The sequence below is a fragment of the Pseudomonas sp. TE31087 genome (assembly GCF_057284075.1).
On record NZ_JBXVNN010000001.1, the window covers coordinates 1,457,575 to 1,473,682 of the forward strand.

At 66.8% G+C, this 16,108-nt stretch carries 15 protein-coding genes and 2 pseudogenes; 2 read left to right on the forward strand and 15 right to left on the reverse strand.

Features of this window, described 5'->3' with window-relative positions; all coding sequences use genetic code 11:
* Positions 1-45: 45 nt before the first annotated feature.
* The 5 genes and pseudogenes from ACZ899_RS06625 to ACZ899_RS06645 form a co-directional block, all read right to left on the reverse strand.
* On the reverse strand, positions 46-702 hold the full coding sequence (locus ACZ899_RS06625) for an SCO family protein (protein WP_234560982.1): 657 nt from the start codon (positions 700-702) through the stop codon (positions 46-48).
* Positions 699-1,352 carry an SCO family protein gene (locus ACZ899_RS06630; protein ID WP_203646734.1) on the reverse strand — a complete coding sequence of 218 codons (654 nt, stop codon included), beginning with the start codon at positions 1,350-1,352 and terminating at the stop codon, positions 699-701. Before ACZ899_RS06630 ends, ACZ899_RS06625 begins: the two co-directional genes overlap by 4 nt.
* Positions 1,349-3,328 (reverse strand): cytochrome D1 domain-containing protein, encoded by a 1,980-nt coding sequence (locus ACZ899_RS06635; protein WP_234560983.1) that lies wholly within the window; start codon positions 3,326-3,328, stop codon positions 1,349-1,351. The genes ACZ899_RS06630 and ACZ899_RS06635 overlap by 4 nt, the downstream gene beginning before the upstream one ends.
* Before the next feature lie 360 nt (positions 3,329-3,688).
* Positions 3,689-3,763, reverse strand: a pseudogene (locus ACZ899_RS06640) (DUF3077 domain-containing protein); the annotation flags it as partial.
* 69 nt (positions 3,764-3,832) lie between these two features.
* The gene (locus ACZ899_RS06645; protein ID WP_232855128.1) at positions 3,833-4,654 is read right to left on the reverse strand and encodes a shikimate 5-dehydrogenase; all 822 of its coding nucleotides are present in this window, start codon (positions 4,652-4,654) and stop codon (positions 3,833-3,835) included.
* Between the two features lie 164 nt (positions 4,655-4,818).
* Here ACZ899_RS06645 and ACZ899_RS06650 point away from each other — a divergent pair.
* Both ACZ899_RS06650 and ACZ899_RS06655 read left to right on the forward strand, forming a co-directional pair.
* Positions 4,819-5,164: pseudogene (locus ACZ899_RS06650) on the forward strand (hypothetical protein).
* A gap of 101 nt (positions 5,165-5,265) precedes the next feature.
* The gene (locus ACZ899_RS06655; RefSeq protein ID WP_203646739.1) at positions 5,266-5,448 is read left to right on the forward strand and encodes a hypothetical protein; all 183 of its coding nucleotides are present in this window, start codon (positions 5,266-5,268) and stop codon (positions 5,446-5,448) included.
* Between the two features lie 68 nt (positions 5,449-5,516).
* On the opposite strand, the gene ACZ899_RS06660 is transcribed toward ACZ899_RS06655, so the two are convergent.
* The 10 genes from ACZ899_RS06660 to benA form a co-directional block, all read right to left on the reverse strand.
* A complete protein-coding gene (locus ACZ899_RS06660; protein ID WP_234560985.1) occupies positions 5,517-6,575 on the reverse strand; it encodes a metal-dependent hydrolase in 1,059 nt (352 codons plus the stop codon).
* Between the two features lie 75 nt (positions 6,576-6,650).
* Positions 6,651-7,901 carry an OprD family porin gene (locus ACZ899_RS06665; protein ID WP_234560986.1) on the reverse strand — a complete coding sequence of 417 codons (1,251 nt, stop codon included), beginning with the start codon at positions 7,899-7,901 and terminating at the stop codon, positions 6,651-6,653.
* Positions 7,902-8,093: 192 nt separating this feature from the next.
* Positions 8,094-9,008 carry a catechol 1,2-dioxygenase gene (gene catA, locus ACZ899_RS06670; protein ID WP_234560987.1) on the reverse strand — a complete coding sequence of 305 codons (915 nt, stop codon included), beginning with the start codon at positions 9,006-9,008 and terminating at the stop codon, positions 8,094-8,096.
* Between the two features lie 35 nt (positions 9,009-9,043).
* Positions 9,044-9,334 carry a muconolactone Delta-isomerase gene (catC, locus tag ACZ899_RS06675; RefSeq protein ID WP_203646744.1) on the reverse strand — a complete coding sequence of 97 codons (291 nt, stop codon included), beginning with the start codon at positions 9,332-9,334 and terminating at the stop codon, positions 9,044-9,046.
* A gap of 144 nt (positions 9,335-9,478) precedes the next feature.
* Positions 9,479-10,600 (reverse strand): muconate cycloisomerase family protein, encoded by a 1,122-nt coding sequence (locus ACZ899_RS06680; protein ID WP_234560988.1) that lies wholly within the window; start codon positions 10,598-10,600, stop codon positions 9,479-9,481.
* Positions 10,601-10,628: 28 nt separating this feature from the next.
* Positions 10,629-11,963 (reverse strand): MFS transporter, encoded by a 1,335-nt coding sequence (locus ACZ899_RS06685; RefSeq protein ID WP_232855140.1) that lies wholly within the window; start codon positions 11,961-11,963, stop codon positions 10,629-10,631.
* Between the two features lie 55 nt (positions 11,964-12,018).
* Entirely contained in the window at positions 12,019-12,780 is a 762-nt protein-coding gene (locus tag ACZ899_RS06690; RefSeq protein ID WP_234560989.1) for a 1,6-dihydroxycyclohexa-2,4-diene-1-carboxylate dehydrogenase, read from the reverse strand.
* A 216-nt stretch (positions 12,781-12,996) separates the two neighbouring features.
* Positions 12,997-14,007 carry a benzoate 1,2-dioxygenase electron transfer component BenC gene (benC, locus tag ACZ899_RS06695; RefSeq protein WP_234560990.1) on the reverse strand — a complete coding sequence of 337 codons (1,011 nt, stop codon included), beginning with the start codon at positions 14,005-14,007 and terminating at the stop codon, positions 12,997-12,999.
* A 66-nt stretch (positions 14,008-14,073) separates the two neighbouring features.
* Positions 14,074-14,559, reverse strand: coding sequence for a benzoate 1,2-dioxygenase small subunit (benB, locus tag ACZ899_RS06700; protein WP_234560991.1), 486 nt, complete (start codon positions 14,557-14,559; stop codon positions 14,074-14,076).
* Positions 14,556-15,914: a benzoate 1,2-dioxygenase large subunit gene (gene benA / locus ACZ899_RS06705; RefSeq protein ID WP_203646751.1), complete on the reverse strand. Its 1,359-nt coding sequence runs from the start codon at positions 15,912-15,914 to the stop codon at positions 14,556-14,558. Before benA ends, benB begins: the two co-directional genes overlap by 4 nt.
* Positions 15,915-16,108: the final 194 nt, after the last annotated feature.

The window sequence follows — 16,108 nt, forward strand, 5'->3', positions numbered from 1 at the left end:
TCCCACAGGGGCCGTACCGCCCGATTGCCCAGGGCTTCATGATGTTCACCGCCCCGCCAGCGGCTGGGCCAGCAGCTGCATGCGCTGGGCGATGGCGGCAGGCGGTGCATCGGGGCGGATCTTGCTCCAGCGCTTGCCTGCCACATCACCGGCGATCAACTGCGTCGAATGCTGCTCTGGGCTGGGCAGGAACTGCCCCAGGCGCCCGAGCACCAGGTCGACGCTGGCCTTGTCGCCGGTCAGGAACAGCCAGTTCGGCCCGTCCACCCCTTGCTTGCGGGCAAACGCCTTGAGCACCTCGGGCGTGTCGTTCAGCGGATCGCTGCTCACCGAGACGAAGGTCACCTGCGCCGCAAGCTCGGTGCCCATGGCCTCGCGCACCTCGCGCAACTTGCGGGTGATCAGCGGGCAGGCGTCGTTGCAGTGGGTGAAGATCACGTTGAGCATCACCACCTTGTCCTTGAGCACATCGCTGTAGAAGCGCAGTTCGCGGCCGTCCTGGTCCTTGAGCACGGTGTCGGTGAACCAGGTCTGCGCATCGCGGGTACCGCCGCCGCTAACCATGGGCTGCGGCGCGGGTTGCGGTGCCGGCGCGTGGCCCTCGTGGGCGAACGCGACCGAAGCGAGGATCCACAGGCAGCCGCCGAGCACCAGCCAGTCGAGGCTGCGCATGCCGGCATGGCGGGAGGTCTGCGCGCTCATGGCCGCACCTCCTGGCCGGCGATGGCCGTGCTCTTGGCGTGCACCCGGCGCGCGCTCAGGCGGTTGATCTCGCCGATCAACACGTTGGGGTCGGTGAAACCGTAGTAGCGCGTCCAGTGCCCGCTGCGACCGTCCCCGACCAGGATCAGCGGCGGGTGCTCGCTGAGGTTGGCGCTGAAGCTGCCCAGCCCCTTGAGCGTCTCGCTGATGGCATAGGGCGAACCGGTCAGCCAGCTCCACCCCGGCCCGTGCTGGAACGCCCGGGCATAGCCGGCCAGGCGTTTCGAGTCGTCGCGCTGCGGGTCGACGCTGATCGATACCAGGCGGATCTCCTCGCCCACCCGCCCGCCCAGCTGCTGCTGGACCTTGCTCATGATCGACGAGACCACCGGGCACACCGTGGTACAGCTGGTGTAGATGAAGCCCATGACCACCAGGTGATCGCCCACCAGGTCTTGCTCCAGACGCACAGGCATGCCGTCCTGGTCCAGCAGCGCCACGTCGGCGAAGCGCACGCTGGCTTTCTCCTGGCGTGCGGCCGGGGGTTGCTCGGGCTGGCCGCCGTGATCGTGACCAGCGTGGGCCAGGGCCAGGTTGCTGGCCAGCAGCAGGCTCAGGCCCAGTAGTTTTCCGCCATGCAGACGCGTCATCGCACACTCCTGGCTTCCCCTTGGGAAGTACTGGGCTTTGCTGCGGCCGGCAGGACGCGCAGGCTGGTGTAGTTGTCTTCGGTGAAGGCGCGCCCGAGGCTGGGCGACTGCACGTGCAGGTACCAGGCGCCGGCCTCGGCCAGCTCCAGCGGTGCCTGGTAGAGCCCGTCGCCCACCTCGACCAGCGCCACGTCACGCGGCAGCGACGAAGGCGCCAGGAAGTAGCGCAGGCTCAGGTCATCGAGCCCGTGGCGCGGCTTGCCGTCCTCGCCGAGGATGCGTACCTGGGCCATGTAGGGCGCGTGCTGCTGCAACGGCCGGGCGGTGCCGATGAACTCGGCATGGGCCCGCTTGCGCAGGCTCGACTGCGGCAGCGCCGCGACCTCGGTGCTGAAGCAGTGGATGATCTGCGGCTGGTTGAGCAGGAACGCCACGTCGAAGGTGCCGGCCGCCGGCAGCTTGACCGTCGAGCCATACACCCCCGGCGCCACCTCGCGCAGGCTGCGATCGACGACCAGCGCGGCGCGGGCCTGGTGGCCGCGGTTGTTGTAGCCCGACATCGGTGCGTTCATGCCCTCGGCGTAGAAGTAGGTGGTGTTGTCCACCGGGTTGACCACGAACACCGAGTTGTCGTCGCGGGAGATGCTCACCCCCTGGGCCAGCGGCAGGTCGCCGGCCTGGCGCGGCGCCGCCGGGCCGGCCTCGAAGCCCTGGACGATCGGCGTGCGCCCCTGCCCGAGGCTTGCCAGGTTGATCATGCTCACCTTCGGTGAGGCCAGGCCGCGCACGTAGGCGTAAGCCTTGGTAAAGGTCAGCTGGTAAGGCTCGGCGGCCACCGGGATGCGGTGGATCAGCTGGTCGGTACTGGCATCTATCACCAGCGCCTGGTTCTCCAGGGTATTGAGCACCACGCCGTAGCGGCCATCGTGGCTGAAGCGCATCGGCCCCAGGCCCTGCTCGGCCTTGACCGTATGGCGCAGGCTATGGCTGCGCGCATCGATCACCCGCACCGAGCCCTCCTGGCCATCGACCACATACACCGCCTGCGACAAGGGCGAGTAGGCCACCGCCAGCGGATGCGGGCCGACTTCGAGGGTCTTCACCAGACGCATCTGGGCGGTGTCGATGACGCTCAGGGTGCCGCCGTCGCGGTTGCTGACGAAGGCGAAACGCGAATCGGCGCTGAAGGCGATCTCGTGGTGGCCGGAGCCGGTGACGAACGACTTGAGCTTGGTGCGGCTGGGCACGTCGATCACCGTTACCCCGCCCTTGGCCGGGTCCTGGCTGTTGTTGCCCACCCACAGCAGGCGCTGGTCGGGTTGCAGCGCCACCCGCAGCGGCTGCTCGCCGGCCTCCAGGGTGGCCACGCGGGTGAAGGTCTCGGTGTCGATCAGCGCCACCTGGTTGCGTTCGGGCATGGACACGAACACCTGCTTGTCATCGCCGGTGGCCACCCAGTCCATGGGCCGCCCCGGCAGGTCGATGCGCGCCAGGGTGCTGGTGACCCCGCCCACCGACACGGTCGGGTCGATCACGGTGAGGCTCGCGTCCTTGTTCAGCACCAACAGGAAGTAACTGTTCAGATCGAGCAAAGGGCGAGCGCCGATGCTGCTCTTGAGGAACAGCGCCACCCGCGCCTTGCAGCTGCTGTCGCGGTCACCGACCGGTGCCGACTGCGCAGGGTCGAGCCAGGCGCCGGGGGCCATGCCCGACAGCGGCTGGCCGCTTGACTGGTCGCTGACCTTGAAGCGGATGTTGGCAAAGTCGCCCTCGCGCAGTTCACCGCCGCCGAGGGGGCGCGCCTCGAACTCCACGGTGACGCCGTCGCGGCTGAGCGTGTGCAAGGCCTGGGGATCGGCGGCCTCCTGCAGCAGTTCGCGGGGGTCGCACCAGAGCTTTTCGTAGGCCACGCCGAGGCCGATCAGCGCGGTGCCCAGCAGCAGGCCCAGGTAGGCTGGGCGCAGCTTGCGGTTCATGCCCGCGCTCCGCTGGCACGGGTGGGCGCGCACGGGGCAGCGCCTTCGAGCGGGATGACCATGCTGCACCTCCACGGGGCTCAAGGGTTCTGTGGAGGGTGGAAGCAAGCGTTATGCCATCAATAAAAGTGTTTTGAATCAGTGTGTTGGAGAAACAAGTGGAGAGTATTGGGGAGGCTGCCCCAAAGACGGGGGCGCTTTGCGCCGCTTTTCAAGGCTTTTGCGGTTTTCAAGATTGCCGGGGTCGCTTTGCGACCCTTTCGCGGCACAAGGCCGCTCCTACAGAGGATCGCGCGCCCCTGTAGGAGCGGCCTTGTGCCGCGAAAGGGCTGCAAGGCAGCCCCGGCGATTACAAGCCGGGCCCAGTTCGGCATCGTCCATCAACGCCTTGGCCAGGGCACTGAGATAGTGAGCGGCCCAGACCATGCGTGGGTCGCTCTCCACCACCCCGACCAGGGTCAGAAGAAAGCGATTAAGTCTGATGTTTCTGGGCAAGGTTTCAGGTCAGATCTCCCGGGCATGCGCCACTGCCGCCGCCACCTGCTCGGCCGTCGGCCGCACCCCGGTATACAGCACGAACTGCTCCAGCGCCTGCAACGCGATGACATCGAGCCCGGTGATCACCGGTTTGCCCAGCGCCTCGGCGGCGCGGATCAAGGGCGTGCGCACGGGCATGGCCACCACGTCGAATACCTGCTGCGCCGCCGCGATGGCGGTTTCGCTGAACGCCAACTGCTCGGCTTCAGGCCCTCCTGCCATGCCGATCGGCGTGACATTGACCAGCATCGGCGGACACCGGTCGCCCAGGTCCGGCAACCAGCGGTACCCGCAGGTGTCCGCCAACTGCCGCCCGGCTTGCTCGTTGCGGGCGACGATGGTGCCCTCACGGAATCCTGCGTCCCGCAGCGCACTGGCCACCGCCTTGGCCATGCCGCCGCTGCCGCGCAGGGCGAACGCGGTGCTCGGATCGACCTCATGCCGGGTCAACAGTTGGCGCACCGCCAGGTAGTCGGTGTTGTAGGCCTTGAGATGGCCATCGGTGTTGACCAGGGTGTTCACCGAGGCGATGGCCGCGGCGGACGGATCGAGCTCGTCCACCAGCGCCAGGCACGCCTCCTTGTACGGCATCGACACGCCGCAGCCACGGATGCCCAGGGCGCGGATGCCGGCCACGGCGGCGGGCAGGTCATGGGTGGTCATGGCCTTGTAGTAGTAATCCAGCCCGAGCTGGCGGTAGAGGTGGTTGTGAAAGCGCACGCCGAACGTCCCGGGGCGCCCTGCCAGGGAGATGCACAGCACCGTGTCCCGGCTCGGAGAATGGCTCATCGCGGTTCCTCTGTCATGTGGCTGAATCGATTTTTCCAGCGTACCAGACCCTGCCGCCGATCGCCCCTTACACAACCTTTACCCTTTGCCGGCACGCACTTTACCGTGGCTGCGGTCATAGTTATCAGGCCCCGTGCGTGGGGTTGTCTTGCGAGGTGTTCGCCATGAAGCGTTTCATCCCCGGAATCGCCCTGCTGGTCGGTGCGCTGGCCATCAGCGGGCAGGCATCGGCCCATGGTGGCGGCTGGTATGGCCCGGGGCCCAGTGATCGGCGCGGCGGTAGTGGGCGCGGTGGTCGGGGCGGCGGTATCGGGCGGCCACGACCGTACCGTCTATGTCGAGCGCCAGCCGGCCTACTACCCGCCGCCACCGGTCTACGTGCAGGCGCCACAGCCGCCGGTCTACTACCAGCCCTACGTGGTCGAGCGCTATGTCCCCGCCCCGCCGCCACCGGTGTACCGTCGCTACTACGGCCCGCCACCGGTGTACTACGGTCCGCCACGCTGGTAAGGGGCATAGTTGATAAAAGCAATGACCACTATCGAGGACATTGATTTCAAACCCTGAGGGCATCTGCGTAAGGTGGGGCCATGTTCGAGAGGAGATACACCATGGCCCCGATCCAGATCATGTCCGTTGTCGGCAGCGCGGTACCCAGCAGCCTGCGCCAACAAGGCCTGCTGGCCTGCTGGTACCTGTTGCGCAACGGTGAAACCATCAGCGGCCCATTGACCAGCCGCCGCTCGGCCGAGACCCTGGCCGACCGCCTGCTCGGCGAGACGTTCGCCGCCTGACCCCGAATTTGTTGTGCGTTGCTCCCTACGCCTCTTGTTGCCCGCCGTCATGGCGGGCTTTTTTTGCCTCACAAGTGCCCGGAGCCCGGCGTCCCCCATGCCGCCAAAGGCAGCGGCGGTTGCTGCTCGAGGATGCGACGCCAGATCAAGGCCAACCTGCCGCCATCGAACAGGGACGCGGCTCCGCCACCGATCCAACCCCGGGGCTGGGAGACCGCCCATTGTCCGGCAGCGTCACGCCGGGCCATCTCGAAGCGGAAACTGTAGCTACCAGGCATGCCCATGCGCAGGTCGGTGACCACCAGCGAGTCGCCGATGATGTCGTAGCGCAACCAGTCATCGGTGAACCAGCGCAGCCGCTCGTGTAACGCGGCTCCCGCCAGTATCCCGGCCATCTCCAGGTTGCGCGACTGACGCAGCATCTCGGGCGGCTCGCGGTCGAACCAGCTGCTCACGCCCTCGTAGTAGTCGCCCTCCGGGGTTTTCGCCAGCACTCGCCAGATCAGGCTGTTGAAGGCGATGGGCACCGCGCGGACCTCGCTGTTGCTGACGCCTTGCGCCTGCAGGGCCATGGCGAAACGTTGCTCGGCAGCCATCCGCCCAGCCAGGCCGAAGCCCAGGTATGCAGTGCTGAACGCCAGCGCCAGGGACAGCAACACGGTCGCCCTGCCCTTCAGGCCCTTGACCGCCGCATAGCCGACCGCCAGCAACAACGGCACGGTGTATACCGGGTCGATGATGAACACCGCGGCCCAGCTTTCCGGCGTCAGGTGCAAGGGCCAGAACAGCTGGGTACCGTAGACGGTGAACGCGTCGAGAATCGGGTGGGTGACCAGCGCCAGCCAGAAGGCCAGGAACAGCCGGGGCCGGGTGTAGCCCTTGTCCGGCCAGCGCCAGGCGACCAGCCAGGCCAGCAGCAAGGCCAGGCCGGTCAGGACGAAGATCGAATGGGAAAAGCCACGGTGGAAGGTCATCTGCGACACCGGATCGGCGTAGCGGATCACCACATCCAGATCGGGCACGGTGCCAAGGGCGGCGCCGTAGAGCAGCGCACGGCGCCCCTGGAGGCGGCCCAGCACGGTGCCCTGCAGGGCGGCGCCGAGTACGGCTTGGGTGAGTGAGTCCAAAGGGAACGGTTCCTGAGCGAGACCTGCGCAAGCTACCTGCTTCGCCAGTGAATATGCAAATAGCCATCGTGGCAGTCAGAACAGCTGCCAGGTGTACACCAGGATCAAGCGGTTCTCGTCGATGTCGCTGCGATAGTTCGAACGTGCCATGGCGTTGCGCACCCGGATCCCCAGCCCCTTGAACACCCCGCTCTGCACCGCGTAGCCCAGGTCGATATCCCGCTCGCGATCCCGGCCTTCGAAGCCCTGCCCGGTGTCGACATTGTCGCCAGTGATGTAGCGCACCATCGCGGTCAACCCGGGGATGCCCAGGGCGGCGAAGTTGTAGTCGTAGCGCAGCTGCCAGGAGCGCTCGTCGGTGTAGGCGAACTCGTAGGTCGGCACCTCGTTGCCCAGCGGCGAGATGTTGGCGAACACCCGGGGAAACGGGCTGTCGCCGTAGATGCCCTGGTAGCCGACATGAAAGCCGTGCCCGCCACGCCGGGCAGTCAGCAGCGAGAAGAACGCCTGGTTGTCGATCCGCCCCAGCCGCGCGTCGCCCGCCTCGCGGGCGCTGAAGTAGCCGAGGTTGGCGCTGAGCACCCAGTCGCCCACGGGCTTGCTGTGCTTGAGGCCCACAAAGCCCTGCCGGTAGATATCCTCCAGTTGCCCATACCACAGGCTGACACTGCTCTGGCCGGCATTGAACCCATAGTCGCCGCCCGCATAGTCGAAGGCGTCGCTCTGTACCTGGCGCATGGGCACATGGCCGAGCATGGCGCTCATCCTATCGTCGCCACCCTCGTTGCGCAGGTGCGTGCTGCCCAGGTGACCGGCCTGCACGGTCAGGCCCTCCAGTTCGGCGGAGCTGAGGCTGATGCCCTGGTAGGTCGGCGGCAGCAGGCGGATATCGCTGAAGGTGAGGACCGGCAGGTTGGGTTGCAGCTCGCCCAGGCGCAGTTCGCTCTTCGACCAGCGCGCCTTGAAGGTCGGCGCCAGGCGGCTGTACTCGGCCGCGGCGCGGCCATCGCCGTGCACCGGCAGCAGCCCGCTGTTGACCCGATCGGGGCTGCTGTCCAGGCGGATGCCCAACAGGCCCAGGGCGTCCACACCAAAACCGACGGTGCCGGGGGTATAGCCGGACTTGAAGTCGAGGATGAAGCCCTGGGCCCACTCCTCGGCCCGGGACTGCCGGTTGGCGCCGACGATGTCGCCGTAGTCGCGGCTGAAATAGTAGTTGCGCGCGCCGAGGCTGGCTTTGGCGTCTTCGAGGAAGCCGCCTTCGGCGGCCAGCAGGGTGGGGCTGAGCAGGGTCAGGCCCAGGACGACGCAAGGGGTGTGGTTCATTCCGAAGCTCTCTGATCTTGTTGTTATGTGATGAAGTGCTGGAACGGGGGTGAAACGCTGGTATGCCCTCCTCCTGGGCATGGCGAAGGCTGCGCCTTCGATCGCGGGGCAAGCCCGCTCCCACGCGGCCCTTGGCAAACCAAAGGGCCACGGTTTGATCTGTGGGAGCGGGCTTGCCCTGCGATGAGGCCCTCAGTCCTGCTGCAAGGCCCGTGGTCTTGAGCTACGTTGCTCGGTCTCGCTGTCCTGCGCCTGCTGCAGCTGGAAGTCGAAGGTCAGTTCCGCAACCCGCCCCTGCCCGTCGTCGCGCAACACCACCTCGCCCACCAGCCCTTCACGGGTGGCATAGGCGAAGTCGTCCCACAGGTAGCGGTCGCCGGCGAGGTTGATCTGGGTGGTCAGGTGGCGGTAGCCCGGTGCCGAGATGAAGAAGTGAATGTGCGCCGGGCGCTGGCCGTGGCGGCCGAGCAGGTCCAGGCACTCCTGGGTCGGCCCCTGCGGGTCGCAACCGTAGCCCGACGGCACGATCGAACGGGCGCGGTAGCGGCCCTGGGCGTCGGTAACGATGCGTCGACGCAGGTTGTAGGCGGACTGGCTCTGGTCGAAGAACGAGTAGGTGCCCCGGGTGTTGGCGTGCCACAGATCGACCGTGGCGCCGGCCAGTGGCTGGCCCTGCGGGCCGAACACCTGCCCCTCGAGGAACATCACCGTGGCCACGCCCTCCTCGCTGCCATCGTCCATGCGCGCCTCGCCCTCGGTGATCGGCGCGCCCGCCACATACAACGGACCTTCGATGGTGCGTGGGGTGCCGCCACCCAGACCGGCCTGGGCATCCTTGGCGTCCTGCAGCAGGTCGAGGAAGTGCTCCAGGCCCAACCCGGCCACCAGCAAACCGGCCTCGCCGCGTCCGCCGAGGCGGTTGAGGTAATCGACGGCGTGCCAGAACTCGTCCTCGCTGATCTCCAGGTCTTCGATCAGGCGCGCGGCGTCCTGCAGCACCCGCTGGACGATACGCTTGAGGCGCGGACTGCCGTTGTCGTTGTGCAGGCCCGCGGCCTCTTCGAAGAACTGCTGCACCTCAGGGGTATGGGAAATCTTCACGGTCATGATCAGGTACCTCGTGTTGTTCTTGTCGTGTGGGGTCAGCGGTCGTCGGCATGGATCGACGAGGGGTGGCGGCACAGGCCGGCGACCTCGATGTCCATGTAGGGGAACAGCGGCAGTTGCAGCAGGGTGTCGTGCAGCGCCTCGACGCTGGGCACGTCGAACACGCTGTAGTTGGCGTAGTGGCCGGCGATGCGCCACAGGTGCCGCCAGGTGCCCTCGCGCTGCAGGCGCTGGGCCAGTTCCTTTTCATCGGCCTTCAGTTGCGCGGCCTTGGCCGGGTCCATGTCGACCGGCAGTTTCACGGTCATCTTCACGTGGAACAGCATGGCGTCTCTCCTTACGTATGACGGAATCATTCAGGCAGGGACCCTGTGGGAGCGGCTTCAGCCGCGAACACCGGCGCAGCCGGTGCCATCCACCGTGTCGCCTGCTTCGCGGCTAAAGCCGCTCCCACAGGACTGGGTGTTTCTTCAGCGGCGGGCGAAGCGCGACAACCGCGCCTCGTCCAGGGTCAGGCCCAAGCCGGGGGTGGCCGGAACGTGCAGGTGGAAATCGCGGTAGACCGGCGCCTCGCAGACGACGTCCTCGGTCAGCAGCAACGGGCCGAACAGCTCGGTGCCCCAGGTCAGCTGGCGCAGGGTGAGGAAGGCATGGGCCGAGGCCAGGGTGCCCACCGCCCCTTCGAGCATGGTCCCGCCATACAGCGCGATGCCGGCGGCCTCGGCGATCTGCGCGGTGCGCAGCACGGCGCGGGGGCCGCCGTTCTTGGCGATCTTCAGGGCGAAGACACTCGCCGCGCCCTCGGCGGCCAGGCTGAAGGCGTCCTCCACGCTCTCGATGGACTCGTCAGCCATGATCGGCGCCGGGCTGCGCTGGTTGAGGCGGACCTGGCCGCCACGGTTGATGCGCGAGATCGGCTGCTCGACCAGGTCGACGCCGTTGTCGCCCAGCACCTGGCAGGCGCGGATGGCCTGGGACTCGTCCCAGTACTGGTTGACGTCGACCCGCACGCTGGCGCGCTCGCCCAGTTCGCGCTTGATCGCCAGCACGTGACTGAGGTCCTGCTCCAGCGGGTTGGCGCCGATCTTCAGCTTGAACAGCCGGTGACGGCGGATCTCCAGCAGGTGCTCGGCCTCGGCGATATCCCGGGCGGTGTCACCGCTGGCCAGGGTCCAGGCCACCTCCAGGCTGTCGCGTACCCGCCCGCCGAGCAGCTCGCTGACCGGCAGCCCCAGGCGCTTGCCCTGGGCGTCGAGCAAGGCGCTCTCGATTGCCGACTTGGCGAAGGTATTGCCCTTGGCCAACTTGTCCAGCCTGAGCATGGCGGCGTTGATGTTGCCCGCAGGCAGGCCGATCACGGCCGGCGCCAGGTGCGCGTCGATATTGGCCTTGATGCCCTCGGGGCTTTCGTAGCCGTAGGCCAGACCGCCGATGGTGGTGGCCTCACCGATGCCTTCCACGCCGTCGCTGCAACGCAGGCGCAGGATCACCAGGGTCTGACGCTGCATCGTGTGCATGGCCAGCTTGTGCGGGCGGATGGTCGGCAGGTCGACGATGAGCGTCTCCAGCCGGTCGATGGTTGGGCGTGTCATGCAGGCTCCAGTTCAGTCAGGTTGGGGTTCAGGCCGCTGCGGCCAGGGCGTGGCGCCGGCCGCTGGCCAGGTGCACGGCCATGGCCAGCGCGGCAACGGCGCCGGGGATGGCGAAGGCAATGAAGTTCAGTTGCAGCGGCAGATTGATGCCCATCAGCGCGCCGCCCAGCAACGGCCCGACGATGGCGCCGTTGCGGCCGATGCCGGAGGCCCAGCCCAGGCCCGTGGAGCGCACCGCCAGGCCATACAGCTGGGCGGCACCGGCATACAGCAGGATCTGCGTGCCGATGGTGGTGGCGCCGGCGATGAAGATCAGCAGGTACAGCACCGGCATCGGGCTGTTCACCCCCAGCAGGCTGATCGACAGCGCGGCGGCGAGGAAGAACGCCACCTTGACCTTGACCAGGTTGTAGCGGTCGCCCAGCCAGCCGCCGAGAATCGCCCCGGCCATGCCGCCGAAGTTCAGCACCAGCAGGAACGACAAGCTCGAGCCGAGGCTGTAGCCGGCGCTGGCCATCAGCTTGGGCAGCCAGGAGCTGAGGGCGTAGACCATCAGCAGGCAGCAGAAGAACGCCAGCCACAGGGCCAGGGTGCGGATCGCCAGGCCGTTGCGGAACAGTTCGAGCACTGATGAGGCTTTACCGGCATCGCGGGGCAAGCCCGCCCCCACGACCAGGTCATCGTGCTCGGTGACACCGCAATCGGGGTCGAGGCGCTTGAGCAACTGGCGCGCTTCATCGACGCGGCCCTGGCGCACCAGGAAGCCGATGGACTCCGGCAGGTAGAACAGGATCACCGGCAGGAACAGCAGCGGTACGGCGGCAGCGAAGAACATCGACTCCCAACCGAAGCGCGGCAGCAGGAGGATGCCGATGCCCGCCGAGAGCATGCCGCCCAGCGAGTAGCCGCTGAACATGATCGCCACCAGGGTGCTGCGCAGGCGCTTGGGCGCGTACTCGTTCATCAGCGCCACGGCGTTGGGCATCAGCCCGCCACAGCCGAGGCCGGCAAAGAAACGATAGAGGCCGAACTCGCTGGGGCTGCTGGCGAAGCCGTTGAGGATGGTCGCCCCCGAGAACAGCGCGAAGCACAGGGCGATGCCCTTCTTGCGCCCGATGCGGTCGGCCAGGCTGCCGAACGCCAGGGCGCCGAACATCATGCCGAACAGCGCGTAGCTGCCCAGGGCGCCGGCCTGCAGCGGGGTCAGCGCCCACTCCTGCATGATCACCGGCAGCACCACGCCGTAGATGAACAGGTCGTAGCCGTCGAAGATCAGCAGCAGGCCGCACCAGGCCATGACCCTCCAGTGGAAGGGGGTGAAGCGGGCATTGTCGATGATCGCGTGGACGTCGAGTGTTCGCATGGCATCTGTCTCCGTTGTTCTTGTTGTGTGCAGAGAAACCTTGCCGGGGCGGCCTTCAGCCGAGGTCGCCACCGCCCACCGGCAGGGTCACGCCGGTGATGTACGAGGCCTCGTCAGAAGCCAGGAAGAGGATCGCGCCGACCTGCTCGTCGAGGCTGCCATAGCGTTTCATCAGGCTGCTGGACAGGGTCTGGTCGACGATCTGCTGGTACCAGGCCCGCTCCTGGGCGCTCTGCTCGGCCTCGTTGCGCGGAATGCGCCGCGGTGGCGCCTCAGTGCCGCCGGGAGCGGTGGCGTTGACCCGGATGCCGCGCCCGGCGGTTTCGAAGGCCAGGCACGCGGTGAGCGCGTTGACGCCGCCCTTGGCCGCGCCGTAAGGCACGCGGTTGACGCCCCGGGTGGCGATGGACGAGACGTTGACGATGGCGCCGCTGCCGCGTTCGAGCATGTACGGCAGCGCCGCGTGGCAGCACCATAGGGTGGGGAACAGCGAGCGGCGCACCTCGGCCTCGATCTGCTCGACCTGGTAGTGCTCAAAGGGCTTGGCCCAGATCGTGCCGCCGACGTTGTTGACCAGGATGTCGAGGCGGCCGAAAGTCTCGACGGCGCGGGCCATGACCTGGGTGCAGTCGGCATGCCGTTCGAGGTCGGCGGTGAGGGTCAGCACGCCCTCGCCCGCCAGTTCGTGGACCAGTTCGGAGCGGTCCACCGCCACCACCTGCGCGCCCTCGGCCTTGAGCCGCCAGCACACGGCGCGGCCGATGCCCTGGGCGGCGCCGGTGACCAGGGCGACTTTGCCTTGGAATCGGTTGTTCATGTAGATCTCCTTTGAATCCGAAATTGCCGGGAGGGCTGCGCCCTCCATCGCGACACAAGGCCGCTCCTACAGGTATTACGCTGGGTTCAGGGCACAGGAGAACCTGTGGGAGCGGCCTTGTGTCGCGAAAGGGCCGCAACGCGGCCCCGGCAATCTTGCAGTCAAATAAAAAGAGGCCACCCTCACCCGCACGATGCAGGCAGCCCCATAAAAGCTTCAGGCCGCCGCCGCGAACTTCTCGTAGTAGAAATTGGCCGGGGTGATGCCCTGCTCGCGGATGTACTGGCTGACCGCCTCGACCATCGGCGGCGGGCCGCACAGGTACACATCGACATCGCCGTCATTGAGGTGGCGTGGCTCGATGTGCTGGGTGACGTAGCCCTTTTGCGGATACTGGCTGTCGGGGTTGGCCACACAGGCGCTGAAGGTGAAGTTGGGAATGCGCGCGGCCAGGGCTTGCAGGCGATCCAGTTCGACCAGGTCGAAGTCGTTGGTCACCCCGTAGACAAGGTGCAGCGGATGCCCACTACCCTGCTCGGCGATCTTCTCCAGCATTGCGGTGAATGGCGCGAGGCCCGTGCCGCCGGCCAGCAGCAGCAAGGGGCGCTGGATCGGCCGTAGGTAGAAGCTGCCCAGCGGCCCGGCCAGGCTCAGGCTGTCGCCGGTCTTGGCCAGTTGGGTCAGGAAACTGCTCATCAGCCCGCCCGGCACATTGCGGATCAGGAAGCTGACTTCGCCGTCCTTGGGCAGCGAACTGAACGAATAGGCGCGGCTCTGCTCGCTGCCCGGCACCTTGAGATTGACGTACTGCCCCGGCAGGAATGCCAGGCGACTGAGCGCCTCGCCCTTGATCGAAAGGGCGATGGTGCTGGCCGACAGCTGGCGCACGTCGCTGATGGCCGCTTCAAAGCTGGCCTGCTCGGTCTTGCACAGTTGCGACGAAGCCGGGATGCGCACCACGCAATCGCTGGCAGCGCGCATCTGGCAGGTCAGCACGTAACCCTGGGCGATTTCCTCCTGGCTCAGGGCGTCCTCGATGAAGTTGTCGCCCAGCTCGTAGTGCCCGGACTCGGCCTTGCACTTGCAGGTGCCGCAGGCGCCGTCGCGGCAGTCCAGCGGGATGTTGATGCCCTGGCGGTAGGCGGCGTCGGCCACGGTCTCGTGGCCGGCGGCCTCGATGAAACGGGTGACCCCGTCCTCGAAATTCAGTGCGATCTGGTAGCTCATGGTGCACCTCGCGGGCGAGCCTGGGCGCGGCGCGCCATCAGGCACACCGACAGGCTCGGCGGTGAATCAGATGTGGTAGATGTCGATGACCTGGCGCACGTAGTCGTTCTTCAGGACCACCTTCTTGGCCTTGATCAGCGGCTGTTCGCCGCGCAGGTCGAGGGTGTAGAAGCTGGTGCCGAAGTAACTGTCGGTGGTCTTGTAGCGAAAGCTCAGGGTGTGCCAGTTGAAACGCACCTGGCAGCTGCCCTCGTCCGCCGCGACGATCTCGATGTTGCTGAGATTGTGCGAGGTGCGGGTATCCGGGACCGTGGCGCTGGAGCGCTCGGTCTTGATGCGGAACACCCGGTCCTCGAGGCCGCCACGGTTGCCGTACCAGATCAGCGAGATCTCGCTTTGCGGGTCTTCGGTCAGGGTGTCGTCGTCATCCCAGGAGGGCATCCAGAAGGTCGCGTCGCAGGCGTACAGCTCCAGCCACTGGTCCCACTGGGCGTCGTCCAGGTAGCGCGCCTCGCGGTAGAGGAATTTGCGCACGGTGTCATGCAGGCTCATTGCACGGCCTCCACGGGGATCAGCTGTTGTTCGTCCTTCAGGGCCTGGACCATGGTGTCCTGCCAGTACTTGTGCTGCAGCACGAACAGGCCTTCGTCTTCGGTGCGCACGCCCGACAGCAACGGCTTGAGCGCGATCTCGCTGGCCGCCGCGTCGGCGCCTTCGATCCAGTGCCTTGCGCCCCGGGACATGTCGTTCCAGCCGGCACCTGCGCCGTAGCCGGTCTGGCAGGAGCGGAACTCTTCCAGATCGTCCGGGGTGGCCATGCCGCTGACGTTGAAGAAGTCCTCGTATTGGCGGATGCGCCGGGCGCGGGCCTCGGCGCTTTCACCCTTAGGCGCGATGCAGTAGATGGTGATCTCGGTCTTGTTCACCGAGATCGGCCGGGCCACGCGGATCTGCGAGCTGAACTGGTCCATCAGGTAGACGTTCGGGTACAGGCACAGGTTGCGCGAGTTCTCGATCATCCAGTCGGCGCGGGCCTGGCCGAAGTCGGCGGCCAGTTGCTCGCGGCGCTCGTAGGCCGGGCGATCCTCGGGGTTGGCCCAGCGGGTCCAGAGCAGCAGGTGGCCGTGCTCGAAGGAGTAGAAGCCGCCGCCCTGCTTGGCCCAGGCGCCGGCGCTCATGGTCTTGATCTCGTCGCCCGCCTCGCGCTGCTTGCGCTGGTTCTGGGTGGCGGCGTAGTTCCAGTGCACGGAGCTGACGTGGTAGCCGTCGGCGCCGTTCTCGGCGGTGAGCTTCCAGTTGCCTTCATAGATGTAGGAGCTTGCGCCGCGCAGCACTTCCAGACCCTCGGGCGACTGGTCGACGATCATGTCGATGATCTTCGCCGACTCGCCCAGGTGTTCGACCAGCGGCTTGACCTCGGCATTCAGGCTGCCGAACAGGAAGCCCCGGTACGACTCGAAACGGGCGACCTTGGTCAGGTCGTGGGAGCCGTCGCAGTTGAAGCTGTCGGGGTAGCCGGCGTTGCCCGGGTCCTTGACCTTGAGCAGCTTGCCGCTGTTGTTGAAGGTCCAGCCGTGGAACGGGCAGGTGTAGCTGGAGCGGTTGCCGCGCTTGTGCCGGCAGAGCATGGCGCCGCGGTGGCTGCAGGCGTTGAGGAAGGCATTGAGTTCGCCGTCCTTGTTGCGCGCGATGAAGATCGGCTGGCGCCCCATGGTCAGGGTGAGGAAGTCGTTGTTGGCGGGAATCTGGCTTTCGTGGGCCAGGTAGATCCAGTTGCCCTCGAAGATGTGCTTCATCTCCAGGTCGAACAGGCGCGGGTCGGTGAACATCTCCCGCTTGCAGCGATAGACGCCCTTCTCCCGGTCATCCTCGAGCAAGGCATTGAGATAGTCGAATCCCAGGGACATGGCCAGGGCCTCCGTTGTTATTGTTCAGGCCGGGTCAGGTTAGGTCCCTGGGTGGGACGGGGATATCCGGATTGTGCAGAGTGCTATCCGTTTTGTGCAGGCTCCTTGTGTGTTGCGGTGCGCTGATGGGGCGCTACTTCCACGCTTGCGGTAGAGATGAAAGCGCCAGGCGCGCTGGGATGGCTGGTACTGGT

What these genes read in the sequence shown, in the direction of transcription:
- ACZ899_RS06680 (WP_234560988.1), bottom strand. Translation starts at nt 10,600, where the DNA reads ATGACACGCCCAACCATCGACCGGCTGGAGACGCTCATCGTCGACCTG.
- catC (WP_203646744.1), bottom strand. Translation starts at nt 9,334, where the DNA reads ATGCTGTTCCACGTGAAGATGACCGTGAAACTGCCGGTCGACATGGAC.
- ACZ899_RS06625 (WP_234560982.1), bottom strand. Translation starts at nt 702, where the DNA reads ATGAGCGCGCAGACCTCCCGCCATGCCGGCATGCGCAGCCTCGACTGG.
- ACZ899_RS06655 (WP_203646739.1), top strand. Translation starts at nt 5,266, where the DNA reads ATGGCCCCGATCCAGATCATGTCCGTTGTCGGCAGCGCGGTACCCAGC.
- ACZ899_RS06635 (WP_234560983.1), bottom strand. Translation starts at nt 3,328, where the DNA reads ATGAACCGCAAGCTGCGCCCAGCCTACCTGGGCCTGCTGCTGGGCACC.
- ACZ899_RS06645 (WP_232855128.1), bottom strand. Translation starts at nt 4,654, where the DNA reads ATGAGCCATTCTCCGAGCCGGGACACGGTGCTGTGCATCTCCCTGGCA.
- benB (WP_234560991.1), bottom strand. Translation starts at nt 14,559, where the DNA reads ATGAGCCTGCATGACACCGTGCGCAAATTCCTCTACCGCGAGGCGCGC.
- catA (WP_234560987.1), bottom strand. Translation starts at nt 9,008, where the DNA reads ATGACCGTGAAGATTTCCCATACCCCTGAGGTGCAGCAGTTCTTCGAA.
- benC (WP_234560990.1), bottom strand. Translation starts at nt 14,007, where the DNA reads ATGAGCTACCAGATCGCACTGAATTTCGAGGACGGGGTCACCCGTTTC.
- ACZ899_RS06630 (WP_203646734.1), bottom strand. Translation starts at nt 1,352, where the DNA reads ATGACGCGTCTGCATGGCGGAAAACTACTGGGCCTGAGCCTGCTGCTG.
- ACZ899_RS06665 (WP_234560986.1), bottom strand. Translation starts at nt 7,901, where the DNA reads ATGAACCACACCCCTTGCGTCGTCCTGGGCCTGACCCTGCTCAGCCCC.
- ACZ899_RS06690 (WP_234560989.1), bottom strand. Translation starts at nt 12,780, where the DNA reads ATGAACAACCGATTCCAAGGCAAAGTCGCCCTGGTCACCGGCGCCGCC.
- ACZ899_RS06685 (WP_232855140.1), bottom strand. Translation starts at nt 11,963, where the DNA reads ATGCGAACACTCGACGTCCACGCGATCATCGACAATGCCCGCTTCACC.
- benA (WP_203646751.1), bottom strand. Translation starts at nt 15,914, where the DNA reads ATGTCCCTGGGATTCGACTATCTCAATGCCTTGCTCGAGGATGACCGG.